16 protein-coding genes and 5 tRNA genes are annotated in these 17,886 nt (G+C 36.7%); 12 read left to right on the plus strand and 9 right to left on the minus strand.

Annotated features, from left to right (window positions below; all coding sequences use genetic code 11):
• Window positions 1-92: 92 nt before the first annotated feature.
• The 7 genes from JML65_RS03565 (at window position 93) to JML65_RS03595 (ending at window position 8,889) form a co-directional block, all read left to right on the plus strand.
• A complete protein-coding gene (locus JML65_RS03565) occupies window positions 93-1,979 on the plus strand; it encodes a DNA topoisomerase IV subunit B (protein WP_202269933.1) in 1,887 nt (628 codons plus the stop codon).
• Window positions 1,980-2,004: 25 nt separating this feature from the next.
• Window positions 2,005-2,481, plus strand: a complete 477-nt coding sequence (locus JML65_RS03570) for a hypothetical protein (RefSeq protein ID WP_202269934.1) — start codon at window positions 2,005-2,007, stop codon at window positions 2,479-2,481.
• A gap of 8 nt (window positions 2,482-2,489) precedes the next feature.
• On the plus strand, window positions 2,490-5,078 hold the full coding sequence (locus JML65_RS03575) for a DNA gyrase/topoisomerase IV subunit A (RefSeq protein WP_202269935.1): 2,589 nt from the start codon (window positions 2,490-2,492) through the stop codon (window positions 5,076-5,078).
• Window positions 5,079-5,121: 43 nt separating this feature from the next.
• A complete protein-coding gene (locus JML65_RS03580) occupies window positions 5,122-5,763 on the plus strand; it encodes a rhomboid family intramembrane serine protease (protein ID WP_047485775.1) in 642 nt (213 codons plus the stop codon).
• 31 nt (window positions 5,764-5,794) lie between these two features.
• Entirely contained in the window at window positions 5,795-6,898 is a 1,104-nt protein-coding gene (locus JML65_RS03585; protein WP_202269936.1) for a helix-turn-helix domain-containing protein, read from the plus strand.
• 144 nt (window positions 6,899-7,042) lie between these two features.
• On the plus strand, window positions 7,043-7,828 hold the full coding sequence (locus JML65_RS03590) for an SDR family NAD(P)-dependent oxidoreductase (RefSeq protein ID WP_084087534.1): 786 nt from the start codon (window positions 7,043-7,045) through the stop codon (window positions 7,826-7,828).
• Between the two features lie 89 nt (window positions 7,829-7,917).
• Window positions 7,918-8,889 (plus strand): NAD-dependent epimerase/dehydratase family protein, encoded by a 972-nt coding sequence (locus tag JML65_RS03595; protein WP_202269937.1) that lies wholly within the window; start codon window positions 7,918-7,920, stop codon window positions 8,887-8,889.
• A 55-nt stretch (window positions 8,890-8,944) separates the two neighbouring features.
• On the opposite strand, the gene JML65_RS03600 is transcribed toward JML65_RS03595, so the two are convergent.
• The 7 genes from JML65_RS03600 to JML65_RS03630 all read right to left on the minus strand — a co-directional run bounded on the left by JML65_RS03600 (window position 8,945) and on the right by JML65_RS03630 (window position 15,894).
• Window positions 8,945-10,408: a lectin-like domain-containing protein gene (locus JML65_RS03600; protein WP_202269938.1), complete on the minus strand. Its 1,464-nt coding sequence runs from the start codon at window positions 10,406-10,408 to the stop codon at window positions 8,945-8,947.
• A gap of 85 nt (window positions 10,409-10,493) precedes the next feature.
• Complete coding sequence (locus JML65_RS03605) at window positions 10,494-11,069, minus strand: hypothetical protein (RefSeq protein ID WP_047485766.1); 576 nt, start codon at window positions 11,067-11,069, stop codon at window positions 10,494-10,496.
• Between the two features lie 781 nt (window positions 11,070-11,850).
• Window positions 11,851-12,210: a DUF4180 domain-containing protein gene (locus tag JML65_RS03610; protein ID WP_047485764.1), complete on the minus strand. Its 360-nt coding sequence runs from the start codon at window positions 12,208-12,210 to the stop codon at window positions 11,851-11,853.
• Window positions 12,211-12,270: 60 nt separating this feature from the next.
• Window positions 12,271-13,305: a serine hydrolase domain-containing protein gene (locus JML65_RS03615; protein ID WP_202269939.1), complete on the minus strand. Its 1,035-nt coding sequence runs from the start codon at window positions 13,303-13,305 to the stop codon at window positions 12,271-12,273.
• A 27-nt stretch (window positions 13,306-13,332) separates the two neighbouring features.
• On the minus strand, window positions 13,333-14,268 hold the full coding sequence (prmC, locus tag JML65_RS03620; protein ID WP_202269940.1) for a peptide chain release factor N(5)-glutamine methyltransferase: 936 nt from the start codon (window positions 14,266-14,268) through the stop codon (window positions 13,333-13,335).
• Complete coding sequence (gene yaaA, locus JML65_RS03625) at window positions 14,269-15,027, minus strand: peroxide stress protein YaaA (protein WP_202269941.1); 759 nt, start codon at window positions 15,025-15,027, stop codon at window positions 14,269-14,271.
• A 255-nt stretch (window positions 15,028-15,282) separates the two neighbouring features.
• Window positions 15,283-15,894 (minus strand): L-threonylcarbamoyladenylate synthase, encoded by a 612-nt coding sequence (locus JML65_RS03630; RefSeq protein WP_202269942.1) that lies wholly within the window; start codon window positions 15,892-15,894, stop codon window positions 15,283-15,285.
• A gap of 101 nt (window positions 15,895-15,995) precedes the next feature.
• Here JML65_RS03630 and JML65_RS03635 point away from each other — a divergent pair.
• The 5 genes from JML65_RS03635 (at window position 15,996) to JML65_RS03655 (ending at window position 16,513) form a co-directional block, all read left to right on the plus strand.
• A tRNA-Met gene (locus JML65_RS03635) sits at window positions 15,996-16,068 on the plus strand.
• A gap of 39 nt (window positions 16,069-16,107) precedes the next feature.
• Window positions 16,108-16,180, plus strand: a tRNA-Met gene (locus tag JML65_RS03640).
• 38 nt (window positions 16,181-16,218) lie between these two features.
• A tRNA-Met gene (locus tag JML65_RS03645) sits at window positions 16,219-16,291 on the plus strand.
• Between the two features lie 38 nt (window positions 16,292-16,329).
• Window positions 16,330-16,402: transfer RNA gene (locus JML65_RS03650), tRNA-Met, on the plus strand.
• 38 nt (window positions 16,403-16,440) lie between these two features.
• Window positions 16,441-16,513 (plus strand) — tRNA-Met (locus tag JML65_RS03655).
• 190 nt (window positions 16,514-16,703) lie between these two features.
• Here the strand turns inward: JML65_RS03655 and JML65_RS03660 are convergent.
• Both JML65_RS03660 and JML65_RS03665 read right to left on the minus strand, forming a co-directional pair.
• A complete protein-coding gene (locus JML65_RS03660; RefSeq protein WP_047491241.1) occupies window positions 16,704-16,961 on the minus strand; it encodes an Ada metal-binding domain-containing protein in 258 nt (85 codons plus the stop codon).
• 101 nt (window positions 16,962-17,062) lie between these two features.
• Window positions 17,063-17,776 carry a 2OG-Fe(II) oxygenase gene (locus JML65_RS03665; protein ID WP_202269943.1) on the minus strand — a complete coding sequence of 238 codons (714 nt, stop codon included), beginning with the start codon at window positions 17,774-17,776 and terminating at the stop codon, window positions 17,063-17,065.
• Between the last annotated feature and the right edge of the window lie 110 nt (window positions 17,777-17,886).

The raw sequence follows: 17,886 nt of genomic DNA on the forward strand, positions 1-17,886 counted from the left end.
CAAAATATGATTACAAATACTAAAAAACAGATTGAAAAAATTCGGATAATTTTCTACAATTTCGTACTTTTGTATGTTTGCTGAAATCATATATGTCACAAGAAATAAATCCAACCTACTCAGAAGATAATATCAGAACCCTCGATTGGCAGGAACATATCCGTCTGCGCCCCGGCATGTACATCGGGAAGCTTGGAGATGGGTCCTCTGCTGATGATGGTATTTATATTTTACTTAAAGAAATTCTGGACAACTCCATTGATGAGTTCAGGATGAGATCCGGTAAAAGAATTGAAATAAAAGTGGATGACGGTAAAGTTACGATCCGTGACTTTGGCCGTGGAATTCCATTGGGAAAAGTGGTAGATGCCGTTTCCAAAATGAATACCGGTGGTAAATACGACAGTAAGGCGTTTAAAAAGTCGGTCGGACTGAATGGAGTAGGTACCAAAGCCGTAAATGCCCTTTCAGACTATTTCAGAGTACGGTCTTTCCGTGACGGAAAAATGAAGGTTGCTGAATTTTCCCGTGGAATGATCACGGAAAATTTTGAAGAAAAAGAAACTTCGGACATAAACGGTACCGAAATCTCATTCATTCCTGATGGTGAGATATTCCTGCATTTTAAATACAGAAAAGAGTACATCGAAAGAATGCTCCGCAACTATGCTTATCTGAATCCAGGACTGAAAATTCTTTTTAACGGTGAAACCTATTTTTCTGAAAATGGTCTGAAGGACTTATTGGAAGAAGAACTTGAAAGTGATACCCTTTATCCTATCGTTCATCTGAAGGACGAGGATATTGAAGTAGCAATAACCCACTCCGATAAATCTCAGACGGAAACCTATTTTTCATTCGTAAACGGACAGAATACGACTCAGGGAGGAACGCATCTCAATGCATTTCGTGAAGCATATGTGAAGACTATTCGTGAATTTTTCAATAAAAATTTTGATGCTTCCGACATCCGGAAATCTATTATTGCTGCTATCTCCATCAATGTAGAAGAACCGGTGTTTGAATCCCAGACCAAAACAAAATTAGGATCTAATGATATGGGACCCAATGGCCCTACCGTAAGAACCTTTATTATTGATTTCCTGAAAAGCAAGCTTGACAATTTCCTGCACAAAAACCCGGAAATTGCGGAAGCGATCCAGAGAAAGATATTGATTTCCGAAAGAGAAAGAAAAGAACTTTCAGGAATTCAGAAACTGGCAAGAGAAAGAGCTAAAAAAGTGTCTCTTCACAATAAAAAGCTTCGCGACTGCAGACAGCATTATAACGATCAGAAAGCAGAAAGAAAAGGCGATAGCCAAATATTCATTACCGAGGGTGATTCTGCATCAGGATCCATCACAAAATCCAGAGATGTAGAAACGCAGGCTGTATTTTCACTAAAGGGAAAACCTTTAAACTGCTACGGATTAACCAAAAAAGTAGTGTATGAAAATGAAGAATTCAACCTGCTTCAGGCTGCTTTAAATATTGAGGAAAGTCTTGAAGACCTTAGGTATAATCAGGTAATTATAGCAACCGATGCCGATGTCGATGGGATGCACATCCGTTTATTGATGATCACATTCTTCCTGCAGTTTTTTCCTGATCTGATCAAAAATAACCACCTGTATATTCTGCAGACCCCGTTATTCAGAGTGAGAAATAAAAAGGAAACAAGATACTGCTATACTGAAGCAGAAAGAATAAAAGCTTTAAATGAACTTGGGAAAAATCCTGAAATTACCCGATTTAAAGGACTGGGAGAAATCTCTCCGGATGAATTTAAACATTTCATCGGAAAAGATATCCGCTTAGAGCCTGTAGTCATTGGGAAAGATCAGACCATAGACCAGCTTCTGGAATTTTATATGGGAAAAAATACACCGGACAGACAGACATTTATCCTGGAAAATTTGGTGGTGGAAGAAACGGATATTGATAAGAAAGAAGCTTTGGATGAAGTAAGCAACTCTTAAAACTTACAATAAACATGAAAATTAAATGAGACTAAGTAACCGTAACAAAGCATCGTTGTATAATTTTATCAATACGTTGCTCCTTATGATGGTTGTACTGGGAATAGTTAGTTTTTTAGCAAATGAATATAGGTTTAATGTATTGAAGAATGAAAGCTATTTACTGATTCTGGTTCCAGTTCTGATGTTGTTCATCTTCCATCTTAACGGACGACAGATTTTTGAATATGACAGTGATGGAGAAGCCCTGAACTTTAAAAATAGAAATATTATTCCTTTTTTGAATACTCCTCTGTATGATGAGTTTCCAAAATATAAACTGATAAAATATGATGTAATCACTATTCTCTTTATCAAAAGACTATATATTACCATTTCAAGTAAGAATAACGGTTCTACCGTACTGAAATACCAGATCTCTTATTTGACCGGAAAAGAAGTAAATGATTTAAAACTCTCTCTGAACAAAGTAGTGAAAACTAATAAAGAGAAAAAAGATTAAAAATAAAAATGACAGAAGAATATTCGCATGAGGGTGAAAGCTTAAAGAAAGTTTCCGGACTTTATAAAGACTGGTTTCTGGATTATGCTTCCTATGTAATTCTTGATAGAGCTATCCCTTCGGTGTATGACGGGCTGAAACCTGTTCAGCGTAGGATTATGCACTCTATGAGAGAACTGGAAGATGGCCGATATAATAAAGTAGCTAATATTGTAGGAAATACCATGAAATATCACCCACACGGTGATGCTTCCATTACGGATGCCATGGTACAGATCGGGCAAAAAGAAATCCTGATAGATACCCAGGGAAACTGGGGAAATATCTATACGGGAGATTCTGCCGCTGCCGCAAGGTATATTGAAGCCAGGCTGACTCCTTTTGCACTGGAAGTGGTATTTAATCCCAAAACAACTGAATGGGCAAAATCCTATGATGGCAGAAATAATGAACCTATTGATCTTCCGGTAAAATTCCCTCTGCTTTTGGCTCAGGGAGTGGAAGGAATTGGGGTAGGACTTTCCACCAAAATACTTCCTCACAATTTTAATGAGCTGATCAATGCTTCGGTGGCGTATTTAAAAGGAAAGAGATTTGAAATATTTCCGGACTTTCTAACTGCTGGTTATCTGGATGTTTCCGAATATAATGATGGCCACAGAGGAGGTAAAGTAAGAGCGAGAGCAAAAATTACCCAGACAGATAAACATCTTCTGGTTATTTCTGAGCTTCCTTATTCCAAGACTACGAGCGATCTGATAGATTCTATCTTAAAAGCCAACGAGAAAGGGAAGATCAAAATCAAGAAAATTGAGGACAACACTTCGGATAAAGTGGAAATCCTGATCCACATTCATCATGATGTTTCACCGGATAAGACTATTGATGCACTGTATGCATTTACGGACTGTCAGGTAACTATTTCTCCCAATGCATGTGTAATTGTGGGAGATAAGCCTATGTTTATGAATGTTTCGGAAATTCTGAAAATGAATACGGATCATACGGTTTCTTTACTTAAAAAAGAACTCGAAATTGAGCTTCATGAACTTCAGGAAAACTGGCATTTCTCTTCATTAGAAAGAATTTTCATTGAAAACAGGATCTACCACGATATTGAAGAGGTAAAAACCTGGGATGATGTACTAAAAACAATAGATAAAGGGTTAAAACCTCATACCAAACATCTTTTAAGGGCAGTAACGGAAGAAGATATTTTAAGATTAACCGAGATCCGGATCAAGAGAATTTCAAGATTCGATTTAGATAAATTTAAAGAAAATATTGCTGCTCTTGAAGGGAAAATAGAACAGGTAAAATATAACCTGGCTCATCTGATTCCTTATGCTATTGAGTATTATTTAAATATTCAGAAGAAGTATGGAAAGGATAAGCAGAGAAAAACAGAACTTAGAATCTTTGATACAATTGACGCGACAAAAGTAGCCGTAGCCAATGAAAAATTCTATGCCAATTTTGAAGAAGGATTCATCGGAACATCCCTGAGAAAAGATCAGTATATGTTTGATTGTTCTGATATTGATGATATCATTACTTTCAGAAAAGATGGAAGCATGAAAGTGGTAAAAGTAGAAGCTAAAACATTTATTGGCAAAGATATTCTGCATGTGGCAATCTGGAAGAAGAATGATAAAAGGACTGTATATAATATGATTTACCGTGAAGGTAGAGATGGTCCTTATTATATGAAACGTTTTTCTGTAACCGGAGTAACAAGAAATACAGATTATCCTTTAGCTTCAGATAAAAAAGGTTCAGAGATGCTGTATTTTTCAGCTAATCCCAATGGGGAAGCGGAGACTGTAACGGTACTTTTAAAACCGAATCCAAGGATCAGAAAAAATAAAATGGAAATCAACTTCTCCGAACTTGCCATTAAGGGAAGAGACTCCAAGGGAAACCTTGTGACGAAATATGCCGTGAAAAAAGTTGATATGAAGGAAGAGGGAGTTTCTACCCTTGCCCCGAGAAAGATATGGTTCGATGATACGGTAAGAAGGCTGAATGCAGATGCAAGAGGAACTTTATTAGGCAGTTTCAAAGGAGATGACAAGATTCTGACCATTAATACCAATGGAGAGGTAAAACTGGTTTCTTTCGACCTGGGTAACCGTTTCGATGACGAATACTTAGTGCTTGAAAAATGGAGACCCGGACAGGCAATTACCTGTATTTATTATGACGGAGAGAAAGATATGTACTTTATCAAGAGATTCTTATTGGAAAATACCGTTAATGTACAGACTTTCATGCCTTCAGAACATCCTAAATCGTTCATTGAGAATGTAATCGTGGCAAACGAAGCAACAGCAGAGATTATTTTTGCTAAAGATAAAGGAAAAGATCGCGAACCTGAGACCATTGCTATTGATGAATTTATTGCTATAAAAGGAATAAAAGCAATTGGAAATCAGTTCACGAAATTTAAAGTGAAAGCAATCAACATCACGATTCCAGAACCTGTAGAAGAAGAGCCGGAAGTGTATGAAGAGCCGGAACAGACAGGAGATATGGATGAAGATGGTGGGATCATCGGTGATCTGTTTCAGGATGGAGAGAATAATGAATCTGAATAAATAAAGAATTTCAGGTCAAAAAAAATAGATAAAAAGACATCAGATGAATATAGTTGTTTTAATTATAATGGCTGTTACATGTATTTTTAGTTACATGGGACTCAACAATACCAGTTTATTTGAAAAATATAAATTTAATGTTGGGGCTATTGCCAATCGTAAAGAATATATCAGGCTTATCAGTTCTGCGTTTTTGCATGCAGATTTTATGCATTTATTTTTTAATATGCTTTCCCTATACTTTTTTCAGGGGGTGGTTATTCACTTCTTTGGAGAAATAGGATTTTTGATCGTGTATTTCGGATCAATGATCCTTGGGAATCTATTCAGTCTGCAGATCTATAAAAAACAACCCTGGTATTCTGCTATTGGTGCCTCTGGTGCTGTGTCAGGAATTATTTTTGCATCTATTGCAATGGCACCGAATGAAATCAGTGTTAACTTCCTTCCGGGATGGCTGTTTGGAACACTATACTTTGGATATTCAGTATACATGATGCTGAATCCTAAGCAATGGGATAACCTGGGGCATGCTGCTCATTTGGGAGGAGCCTTTTTCGGACTTGTTTATTCTATTGTAATGCACCCACAGCTGGCTATGAGCAATATGCTTTTCTTAGGAGTGATGTCACTGCCATTAATTTATCTGGGATATCAGATCTTTGTCAGGAAAAGAATAGGATAAAACACTATTTTTACTAAAAATATCAAAACCAATGAACACATCAGAATTAAACAGTTTCATCGTGATACTTATCTATGGTTCATTGGTTTTGCTTTCCCTGCTGAAGCTGACCAACCCTTTACAGGTTAACAGAAAGGCCAATTTCTGGTTCGGAATTTTTCTGTTCCTGTGGTCTACCTTTTGGATGGATGAGGTTCTGTTTTTAATTACCGGATCAGCCATTGAGTTCCATTCGCTGTATGTAGTGCGGTTTATCCAGTTTTTAACGCCAATTGTTTTTTATTTCAGCGTACTGTTCTATACCAATCCTACTTTTACATTTAAAATTACGGATCTTAAATTCCTATTGCTTCCGGCTGCTTTCCTGATATGTCTTTTCCTTATACAGTCTGGTCTTACTAATCCATTTGAATATCTGAGTGTTATTTTGATCCTTATTCAGGCTCTCTTTTATACCGGACTTTCCTATATCATCATCAGAAAGCACCAAAGGAAAATTCAGCAGTTTTCTTCCAATACGGAAGGAATTAACCTCAACTGGCTGGAATATATTATTGTTGTGCTGTTCATCGTCAATATCATTTATGTGATCTACAACCTGTTTTATGATCCCAAATCTTTAAATTTCTTCATTAATACGGTTTTTTTGCTGGTTATTTACTGGGTAGCTTATTATTCTCTGAAGCAGAAAGAGATTTATCCTCTGGAAGAAAAACAGCGCCAGGAGCTGATCTCTATTGATGAAGATGCTGATGAAGAAGAAGTGAAAAGAAAGTTGATCTCAGACGAAGAATTAAGTAAGATGAAGATTCAGCTGGAAAACATTATGGAGACCGGCAAACCTTATCTGGATAGTGATCTGAACCTGATAAAATTGGCAGAAACACTTGAGGTTTCCAGTCATCATCTGTCTTATGTCATCAATACGGGTTTTGGAAAGAATTTTTTTCAGTATGTGAACGGATACAGAGTGGAATATGCAAAAGTACTTCTAAAAGATGCTGACAGTAAATTTTCAATTTTAGGAATTGCCTATGAGTCGGGATTCAATTCCAAGACTTCTTTTAATACTACATTCAAAAAACTGACCGGGCAAACTCCTTCTGAATTTAAAAAAATAAGTTCCGATTTATAAATTTTAACTTTCTGTAAATTGTAATAACTTGTAATTCAGTATTTTAATGTTTTTTAAGGATTGTTTGAAAATGGGTTCATTAAGATAAGTCGGAACATTAAAATTTTACTTCTATAATAGCTTTGTACCATAAAATTTTGTTTTATGGAAACCAAAGAATCATACGCAGTTATCACAGGAGCCAGCCAGGGGCTGGGAAAAGCATTCGCTGAAAATCTGGCTAAGAAAAATATCAACGTTATCCTGGTAAGTCTTCCCCATCAGAATTTAAAAGAACTCACCGAAGAACTTGAAAAAAACTATTCTATAAAAGCCCATTATTATGAAGTAGACCTTTCCGTACATGATAATGTGATGAAACTTACGGCATGGCTTAATCAATCCTTTGAGATTCATATCCTGATCAATAATGCAGGTCTTGGAGGTACCAAAAAGTTTACAGAAGCCAGCTCTGACTATATCAATACTATTCTTCAGGTGAATGTAACTGCTACTTCACTTATTACCCATCAGCTTCTTCCTAATCTTTTAAGGCAGTCGAAAGCTTATATTTTAAATGTTTCAAGCATGGCCGCTTTTTCTCCTATAGGTTTTAAAACAGTATATCCGGCCTCTAAAACCTTTATCCATTCATTTTCCAGAGGATTACATGAAGAACTGAAAGATACCAATGTTTTTGTAAGCGTCGTGAATCCCGGAGCCATGAAAACCAATACGGATGTATGTAAACGAATTGAAAAACAAGGTTTTTTGGGCAGGCTGACCCTTTTAAATCCTGATAAAGTAGCTTCCTACTGTATTCACCAGTTATTTAAAAAAGATTCCGTAATTATGGTGAACCCAATCAGCTGGCTGATCATGAAAATTTTACCGATATGGATAAAACTTCCGCTGATGACCCAGGCAATTAAAAGAGAAATCGAAGCATAAGACTGACATCATTGAAACTTCATGTATACTATGCTTATATGGAGAAAAATGAGGGGATGCCAGATGGGCTTAAAAAAGATAAGTAACATATGAAAAAAGTTTTTGTAACCGGAGCTACCGGGCTTCTGGGGACCAACGTCATTATTAAATTATTAAAAGATGGTTATTTTGTTATTGCTCTGGTGCGCCAGAAAAGCAAGTATTTGGGTGAAGAAGACAAAAATCTGAAGCTGATTGAAGGTGATCTAGCTGCCGATCTCTCATTATTTCTCAAAGAAGTAGACTGCTTCATCCATATTGCTGCGGAAACCCGTCAGGATCTTCTCAGTTATGAGGATTATAAGAACATAAATTATGATATGGTTGTGAAGGTTTTTACCCAGGCAAAAGTCTGTGGGATCAAAAGATTCCTGTTTATAAGTTCTGCCAATACATTAGGCCATGGGAATGTAGAAAATCCCGGGAATGAGCAAAAAATTCAACATTACCCATTTACAAAATCTCACTATGCACAAAGTAAAGTGGAAGCAGAAAATTATCTTTTACAACATCGTAACATCATGGATATTGTTATTCTTAATCCTACTTTTATGATAGGAGCTTACGACAGCAAACCCAGTTCCGGCAAAATAATCTTTTGGGCCTGGAAAAAGAAACTCGTTTTCTATCCAAAAGGTGGAAAAAACTTTGTTCACGCAGAAGATGCCGCCAATGGAGTAGTAGAGGCTGTTAAGAAAGGAAGAAATGGGGAGAAATATTTACTGGCTCAAGAAAACCTTAGTTATAAGGAGTTTTTTATGAAAGTAAATAAAATCACTGATCAGAATCCGGTGATGATTCCGATTCCCAATACGATCCTCAAGATCTTAGGATGGATAGGAGATGGCTTAAGAAAATTAAACATCAAAACGAATCTTTGCTCGCCCCATATGAAAGCCCTGCAGATTTGTAATTATTATTCTAACCAGAAATCGGTAAATGAGCTGGGGATCAAGTATCAATCCATTGATAAAGCAATCAAAGATGCGGTTCAGTATTTTACTAAAAACAATACGTATTGACCTTCATTCTGTAAAAAATAAAAAAACCAGCTCTTAAAAGCTGGTTTTTATCAGATTATCTTGTGATTTTCTGAGTTACATTTTTGTTGGAAATAACGCAGGCTTTGCTGCAGTTATTTGTACTTGAAATATTAACCTGTACCAGTGCCGGCAACGATCTGTATTCTTCATTATTGTAAGGAGCTTCCGTACCATTGCTTCCACCACCTTTAATATCATATTGTATTTGGGCAACTCCTGTAAACCCAACCGCAGGCTTGAAAGAAAGCGCTCCAGTAGTGGGTAAATAGGTCCATGTCCCTTGACTGTTCGTATAAACGCCGCCTGTTATATTAGGAATTACAGCGCCATTATTATCCAAAAATCGGAATGAATTAAAATCAAGGTTGTTATATGAAAGTGTAGGCGGATTTTGACCGTTTGCTGAAGAATAAGCCGCATCATTAAGCAAAGGATAATGGGTTGACTTTATCCCTGGGCATCCCGCAAACAGATCATCTGTTACTTCAGCAGCATAAGGTCTGGTAACCCCTAAGTTTCTCAATAAGTGTATGTTTTTAGCCGCTCCTGTAGAAGCCGCAAAACCAATTCTAAAAGTAGAGGGAGGTGAGGTATCCAGCGTTCTTACCGTATTGTTGGATATGGTAGTCTCAGTATATTTCAGAGAAGTTGGATAATAATAATTATCGATCACTTTTTCTTTCACAGTTCCATGTTGTATTTCCAGGGTTATATTATAACCACCGGAAGGATTGGGCACTAATGTGACATATGCTTTACGGAATCTTACGTCATTTTCATTGAGAGGAAAGGTAGTTCCACCGCTCTCAATGCTGAATTGCTGAAGAGTCGTGTTTTTAATACCGACAAACTTTCCTGTTGTAGTATCCAGATAAGCAGATCTGTTGGTGCTGGAAGGGGAGGCGTTGGTAGCTGTACTGTAAAGTAATGGATAGCCATTATATCCCGCAGGCTCTGCCGACGACAGATATTGATTTCCGCGCTTACCTCTTAAAGAAATATTGCTTTTCCCATCAGCTAATCCCACTCCAAAAATTCCATTTCTAACTCTTTCTCTCTGATTAAAGCTTGTTTTAAAATTTCCGTATTCATCCAGACCTATCCCTAAATAGGCCCCTCTAAGTCCTTCTGTAGACTCGCCCCCACGTACAAAACTATATCCTAATCCACCACCAAAGTATCCGAGATTAAGCTGGGTTTTAGGGATAGATCCGTCTACTAAGAATATGGAGATCCCATCTCCTCCGTTGGTATTTCCTCCATAAATGGCAAATTCAAATTCGAACTTGATTCCCTGATCACTTTTGAATATTTTATCAGCCAGGATTACCCCTCCTGAAATATTATTTACACTTCGGGTCAGTCGTAATCCGTCTGTAGTAAACGTAGCGTCATTCTGGACACCGCTTGTTGCCACTTTATAGGCTTCCTGAGGCTGCAACCCCTGCGTAAAGTTAACAAAATACGGATATCCGGTTCCCTGTTCATTCTGCGCCATGATATTTTGGGAGAAAATGAACAATGAAAAAGTGAGCAAAAATCTTTTGTATCTTACAATTGAGGTACTTTTTATCATAACTCAATTATTTGACAACAAAAACAATATTAATAAAAGAACAGTCTGTAGCCGCTGCTTTTACATCGTATTTCATGACACCGTCATCAGAAATAGTAATATTACTGAATACATTAGGATCAGCATCCGTTACATAATAGTAAAGATCTTTGCTGGATGGGAAAAAAGGAATAGATGCCGGAGCGCTGGTGCTCTTTGCCTTTGGAGATCCGAACTGTGTTTTATATAATGTATATAGGTCTTTAGTTCTGCCAGTTGCTGTGGCAGAAGTATCAAAAGAAACACTAGGCATGTAAAACATTTTTACCGCATTACTGCTGATACATAACCAATCAGGGTTGGAAGGTGTTCCTATATTTTGGCTCAAACATTTTTTGTCAGTATCATATATTAAAAGAGAATTGGCGGGATTGGAAATGGCATCCCTTTTTGCAGTGCTTAGCCTGGGAATCAACATTCCTTTATCTTGGCTATAGACATCTAAAACTGCGCTTTGATCAGGGTTAGGAGTATTTATCCCTACCTGTGCGAATGTAAAAGAACTTAGTAAAAAAAATGAAATTTGTAAGAAAAAACTTTTCATCGTTAGTGAATTTATTTATGTTAATGATAATTTAGTTAACAACATGAATTGTTAAAAGTATCCCTGTACTTTTAAATTAAAAAAATGGTTTTCGTTTTTAGTTTCGGATAACGTATTGTTCCGCAGATAATTTTTATAACAAATTCATTAAAATATGTTACAGTGTCGAATGTTGAGCATATAAACACAAATCTTAACCACATTAAAAACGTAAAGTTTTTATTGTTAAGGTGTTTTTTTGCTATTATTGATTTTTGCTAAGAGAATTATAAATGTGTTAGCAATAAGTCTACTATGTAGGACTTTTAATGGTATGTGAAATAATGATATTCATAATGCTTGTGTTTCTACAAAAGTACGAATAATTCATTTTATTTCAGCGTATTATTGTGATTAAAATTTTATTAAATTATTTTTTTAGTTAAAATGTTATTTTAGACTTAATTTTTTACCTATTATACAATTTGTTTAGTTTTATTTTATTTTTACTGGCATAAGAAACTAATCCACTAAATTGATTTTTTTAATTATTGGGTGGAATTTCACTCCAAAATATAAACTTAAACGCATTGAATTCTTTATAAGATGACCTGGAAAATAGAGAATAAAGAAACCTTTAGACTTTCAATATGAAAATCCGGGATCAAATAACAGAGTAGATGATGGATGATGGCATCAGATACTTTAAAGCTGGAGAGCTTTGAGTGATAGGATGTTGTTGTGTTTTTGGCTGATGCCTTTTTTGTTGAATATTTGAATTCTCAGGAGAGAATTGAAAATATTATCTGCTTAGATTTTCCAAAGCTTCTTCCAGCATGACAACAAAATTAATATGTTTCGTCTTATTGCTTTCAAAAATAAAATCTTTCATGCTTTGACTCTGATATTGGCTGAAATCTCCTACTATAGCCAGTCCGATACGGTAATTTGAGAATTTCTGCAGTATTTCACCAGCTATTTTTGTCTTCAGATCAAAAAATTCTGGAGTAATATTTTTTTCATAAAGGACGATTTTATCAAATCCCTGATAATAAATATTACCCATGAGGTCCAGACCATCCTGTGCAGACTGAATGAGCATGTCGTCAGAAATTACTTCCGCTATTTTTATATTGTTGATAGTATGTGATTTGATTAACATCGTTATTTGTTTATAAATATCAAAGATAATGCAAACCTTAAAGCTGTAAAAGACCTGTTTTTAATTTTCCTGAATCGCTTTTTTCATATCTTTTAAGAAATCATGCAACGGAAATGCATCCCCCTGATTGGTCAGAGCAATGATGCAGCTGTTATGTTGTAGATCTCTCCAGAATAAAGCCCTGAAACCGTTGAGGCCACCCGTATGGCTTACCACCTTTCCGCTCCCGGTGTTTTCTATATACCACCCGAATCCATAATTGGAGGTCTCTCCATTGGTTAGAACAGCTGGAGTGTACATGAGAGCTGTATTGGCTTTGTTGATCAGTGTGAAATTTCGCAATGCCTGATCATACTGATAAAGATCTCCAGGAGTAGAGTAGATCCCTCCGTCTCCTGTGGTTAAAATTGAATAATCATCAGGTTTTTTATGTTGATTATAACCTAAGGCTTTGTTTTCAATAACAGTAGATGAATCATAAACATAAGTATGATTCATTTGTAAAGGGGTAATAATATGCTCAGTAATATATTCTTTATAAGACTTTTGCGAAATATTTTGAATGATCTGAGACAAAATAATATATCCGCTGTTGCTGTATTCAAACTGGCTTCCCGAAGCAAATTCCAGTTTTTTCAGGCTCTTCAGCCAACCGATAACATCCTGGTTAGTCAGTGCTTTTTTACCAGAGAGTAGAGATTCATAATCTTTAATTCCTGAAGTATGATTTAAAAGTTGTCTTATACTGACGTCCTTTGCATATTCAGGAAGTTCCACGTAGTGAGAAGCTTTATCATCATAGGTCAGTAATCCCTTTTCCTGAAGTTGTATAATAGCAGCTGCAGTAAAAGATTTGCTTAATGAAGCTATATAAAAAGAAGTGTTTTTATCCGCTTTTAAGCCTTTTTCAATATTACTGAATCCCAATGCAGAATCATATACGGTCTTATTGTTCTTTACCACTAAAACAGAACCATCCAGTTCTCCGTTACGATGATACTGATCAATAACAGCCTGAGGTGTCTGCTGTTTACAGGAGATAAGTTGTAAACCTACTGAAGCACAGATTACAATATTGAATAAGGAAATTTTCATGGGTATACTTTATGGAAGTAAATGTACTTATTTCCTTCCATAGATAAACCTGTCATTGTCAGATAAATCCTTCAATAGCTCTGCCTGGGAAAAATCACTATACAATGCCAAGGTTTCCGGACCCAGCTTCTGATTGATTTCTAAAAATAATAGACCGTGATCATTCAAATACTTTTTACAGTCTTCTGCAATTTTTCTGTAAAAGATCAGGGCATCAGAAGTAGGAGAGAAAAGAGCCATTTTGGGCTCAAATTCTTTTACTGAATCTGCAATCTCAACCTCTTCCTCTATTCCTATATAAGGAGGATTTGAGATAATAATATCATACCTTTCAGTGGGTTCAAAACCAAGATAATCAGCGTGAATGAAGTTGATGTTCAGCTGGTGGAGCTCTGCATTTTTTTGAGCTGTAGATAATGCTTTTTCAGAAAAATCTACCGATGAGACTTCAGCGTCAGGAAAGTGCTTTTTTAACACCAAAGGAATGACACCACTTCCTGTTCCGATATCCAGAATTTTTAATGTCCCAGTCTCGTTTTTCTCATCATTGGAAGCATGCGGAGCTTTTTCAGCCCACTTTACATCTAAACTTTCAGATTTTATATTGCTACCCATAACATTGGAAAGGTATTTTTTGATCTCAGAAATAGCTATTTCCAGCAGTTCTTCCGTTTCAGGACGGGGAATCAGGACATTTTCATCTACAAAGAATTTCATTCCATAAAACTCTGTTTCACCTAGGATCTGCTGATAAGGTCTTCCGGTCTTCAGTTCAGATACTAAGCTGGAAAGTTGGTTTTCATCTTCAATTAAAAGCTCCTGTTCAGAAAATCTTCTTTGCTGAAAATGATCAAAGCCTACAATTTTATGAATAAATAGCGAGGATAAAAAAGCACTTTCCGACTCAGTATAAAGGTCGGAAAGTGTTTCTTTAAAATATTTTTTAAAAGCTGAAATTGTCATCTATCTTGTAAAAACCAGTTTTGTATCTGTAGATTTTTCTTCGTCAATTCTGTAACCTTCATAATTGAAGGACTTTACATCGTTGAGCGTTTGGGCATTCGTTTCTGCACAGAACCTCACCACAAGACCTCTCGCATGTTTGGTGTATACCACTATAGTTTTTAGTTTACCGTCTTTTAATTCATAAAAATCAAAATCAACTACGGTGTGATTTAATTTTTTTCGGTCAATGACCTTTCCATATTCATTGCTGGCAAGATGAAGAAGAATTTCTCCTTTTTTCATTTCAGAATTCAGCTGTTCAGTAATTTTTTCTCTCCAGAATGCATATAGGTTTTTATAATGCTCAAACTCAAAAGGACGTCCCATTTCAAGCCTGTAAAGCATTACTTTATCAGAGGGTTTCAAGAGACCATATAATCCGGAAAGCATTCTGTGATTTTTTTGCAGATAATCTATAGAAGCTTTATCAAGGGTTTTGGCATCTAAACCTCTATACACTTCCCCTGTGAAAGCAAATAGGGCTGGCGCAGACTCTTTGGCAGTAGGTTTGGATTTCCATTTTTGATTTCTTTCCCAGTTTTCATCAGCCAGCTTGGTTGATATTTCCATTAATTCGGAAAGATATTTTGGTGATTTTTCTTTTAAATAAGACTGTATAAGTGCTGCATCTTCAATGAACCTTGGAGTAGAGGATTTCAACAGGTCCGTTGAATTTTCTACGTTCATTAATTTGGCAGGCGATGTTACAATTTTCATAATGTTAAAATACAGATAAGTTTTTTTAATCCATAAATTCAGGGCCATCACAGAAATAAAGTTAATAGTGCAATGGCATTGAACAGAATCTTAAAGTTTGAATGTTTTTCTTAATACAATAGGGCAAAAATTTTCCAATAGATAAGCGGCAAAGCAGAACAGGTAATCATAACGATACGAAGGCAAAAATGCAAATATGGCCGTATTCTTATGGAATATTCTGTCAAGACGTGATATCTCAGGTGTTGAAACGGGCTATAATATTCCTTTCCCCTGACGGATGATTTCCGGTTCTCCTGAAGTAAGATCTACAATGGTAGAAGCTACATTATCACCATATCCCGAGTCAATGACAATATCTACAAGATGGTCGTATTTTTCAGCAATCAGTTCAGGATCTGTAGAGTATTCAATAATTTCATCATCATCCCTTATAGAGGTTGAAGCAATTGGATGTCCTAATTTTTCAACAATAAGCTGCGGAATCGGATGATCCGGAACACGGATACCAATTGTTTTGTGTCCTTTATAAGCTAAAGGTAAACTTTTATTGGCTTCAAGGATAAACGTAAAAGGTCCTGGCAGGTGACTTTTCAGAAACCTGAATATGGAGGTGTCAATAGGTCTTGTAAAGTCAGAAAGATGGCTGAGATCATTACATATTATTGAAAATTTTGCCTTTTCCAGCTTCATTTTTTTCAATTGGGCCAGTTTTTCCATGGCTTTTATATCAAAAATATTACAGCCTAACGCATAAATTGTATCCGAAGGATAGATAATAAGCCCTCCGTTATTGAGTGTTTTAATAACCTCGTTTACAAGATTTTCCTGAGGATTATCCGGGTAGATTTTTAGTATTTTTGCCATAAAACAAAGATACAAATAATAAAATAGTTTTCATAAAAGTCCTTTATTTAAAAGAAAAATTAGGATTTTTAAAAAAAAGTCGTACATTTGCAATCCAATATCGCGGGATGGAGCAGTAGGTAGCTCGTCGGGCTCATAACCCGAAGGTCATCGGTTCGAGTCCGGTTCCCGCTACTAAGTTTAGTGCTTTCGGTAAGCACTCTAAAAATACACCGCGGGATGGAGCAGTAGGTAGCTCGTCGGGCTCATAACCCGAAGGTCATCGGTTCGAGTCCGGTTCCCGCTACTAAGTAAGTGTTTTCGGTAGACACTCTAAAAATACACCGCGGGATGGAGCAGTAGGTAGCTCGTCGGGCTCATAACCCGAAGGTCATCGGTTCGAGTCCGGTTCCCGCTACTAAGTAAGTGCCTTCGGTAGGCACTCTAAAAATACACCGCGGGATGGAGCAGTAGGTAGCTCGTCGGGCTCATAACCCGAAGGTCATCGGTTCGAGTCCGGTTCCCGCTACTAAGTAAGTGCTTTCGGTAGGCACTCTAAAAATACACCGCGGGATGGAGCAGTAGGTAGCTCGTCGGGCTCATAACCCGAAGGTCATCGGTTCGAGTCCGGTTCCCGCTACTCAATGAGAGAAGCAATCATGATTGCTTCTCTTTTTTTATTCTTTATCTGCCCACATCAACTAAGAACTCTATAGGATATATTGAATAGGAACGGACTTTAGTCGGTTCAATAAAAAAACAAATTCTCTCAAATGCTTATCTTATTGGTGTGTATAGATTGGTACAACATTCAATATAAGGTTTTCTACTCACCCTTTAGAGCTCATATGTTTCTCTTTCCATTTTTTATATTCATTTTTCATACAGTGTCCACAAGGGCGGAAATTATTTTGCAGTGCTTCCTGTTCCGTTGCAAAGAAGACTCTGTTTTCTCTTTTCATTCTTTTCCCAGATCTACACTGGAGTAAACCATAGATTTTCAGGTTTTTATTTCCGGCAAAACGAATTTCCAGCGATCGGATTTTGCTTCTTAGTATAGGAGCTGATATTAGGGTATGTTGTATCATTTTTTGGCAAGAGGTTAGAGATTAGAAGAGAAGTAGTACAGGAAGCTCGAAGTCATGACTTCCGGCTTCCGATACTACGGTGTTCCAGCATTCAGATTAATTTAGCTTACTGCATCATGGAAAATGATACCCAGGGCGTATCGGTTTCCCTCCTTTACTTCGCTTACTCCATGTTTCATATTAATTCTGTAATAGCCTTTTGTTCCTTTTTCGGGCTTGAAATTGGTCGTGAAAATAAGCAGATCGCCTTTCCTGGGTTTTAAAACAATTGCTTTTGATTGTGCTCTGGGGACCTGCTGGGTTAGTACAAATTCCCCTCCGGTAAAATCTTTTTCAGGTTCGCTGAGCTGGGCAACAACCTGAATAGGAAAATACAGGTCTCCATACAGATCCTGGTGTAACGTGTTGAAACCTCCTTTTTCATATTTTAAAATTAAAACAGTTGCTTTCTGCTGGCCATGAATGTGACATTGTTTTAGAAATTCAGCATGTTCTGATGGAAATGACGTATCCATATGTAAAGCTTTAAACCAGGAATTGGCAATAGAAGCCAGATGGGGATACAGACCGGTGCGAATGATTTGAATCAATTCGGGCAGAGGATAATTAAAATATTTATACTCTCCTAAGCCAAAGCGGTGCCGGGCCATAACAACGGTTTTACGGTATGATTCTGAATGGTGGTAATTTGATTTCAACATCTCACAATCTTCATCCGATAAAAGATCAGAAATAATAGCATATCCGTTTTGGTGCATGGCTTCGGTAATGGCGTGCCAGTCTGTATTGTTGATTTTTTGAATAATATCTGTCATGATTTTGTTATATATAGCAAAGATCCAATGTTATCCATAGATATAAAATCCAGAACTTGCGGAAAATAGGTTGGATTACAACGAACGAACTTTATGCTGGCCTAGCTATA

Source organism: Chryseobacterium sp. KMC2 (genome assembly GCF_016756935.1).
Taxonomy (GTDB): domain Bacteria; phylum Bacteroidota; class Bacteroidia; order Flavobacteriales; family Weeksellaceae; genus Chryseobacterium; species Chryseobacterium rhizosphaerae.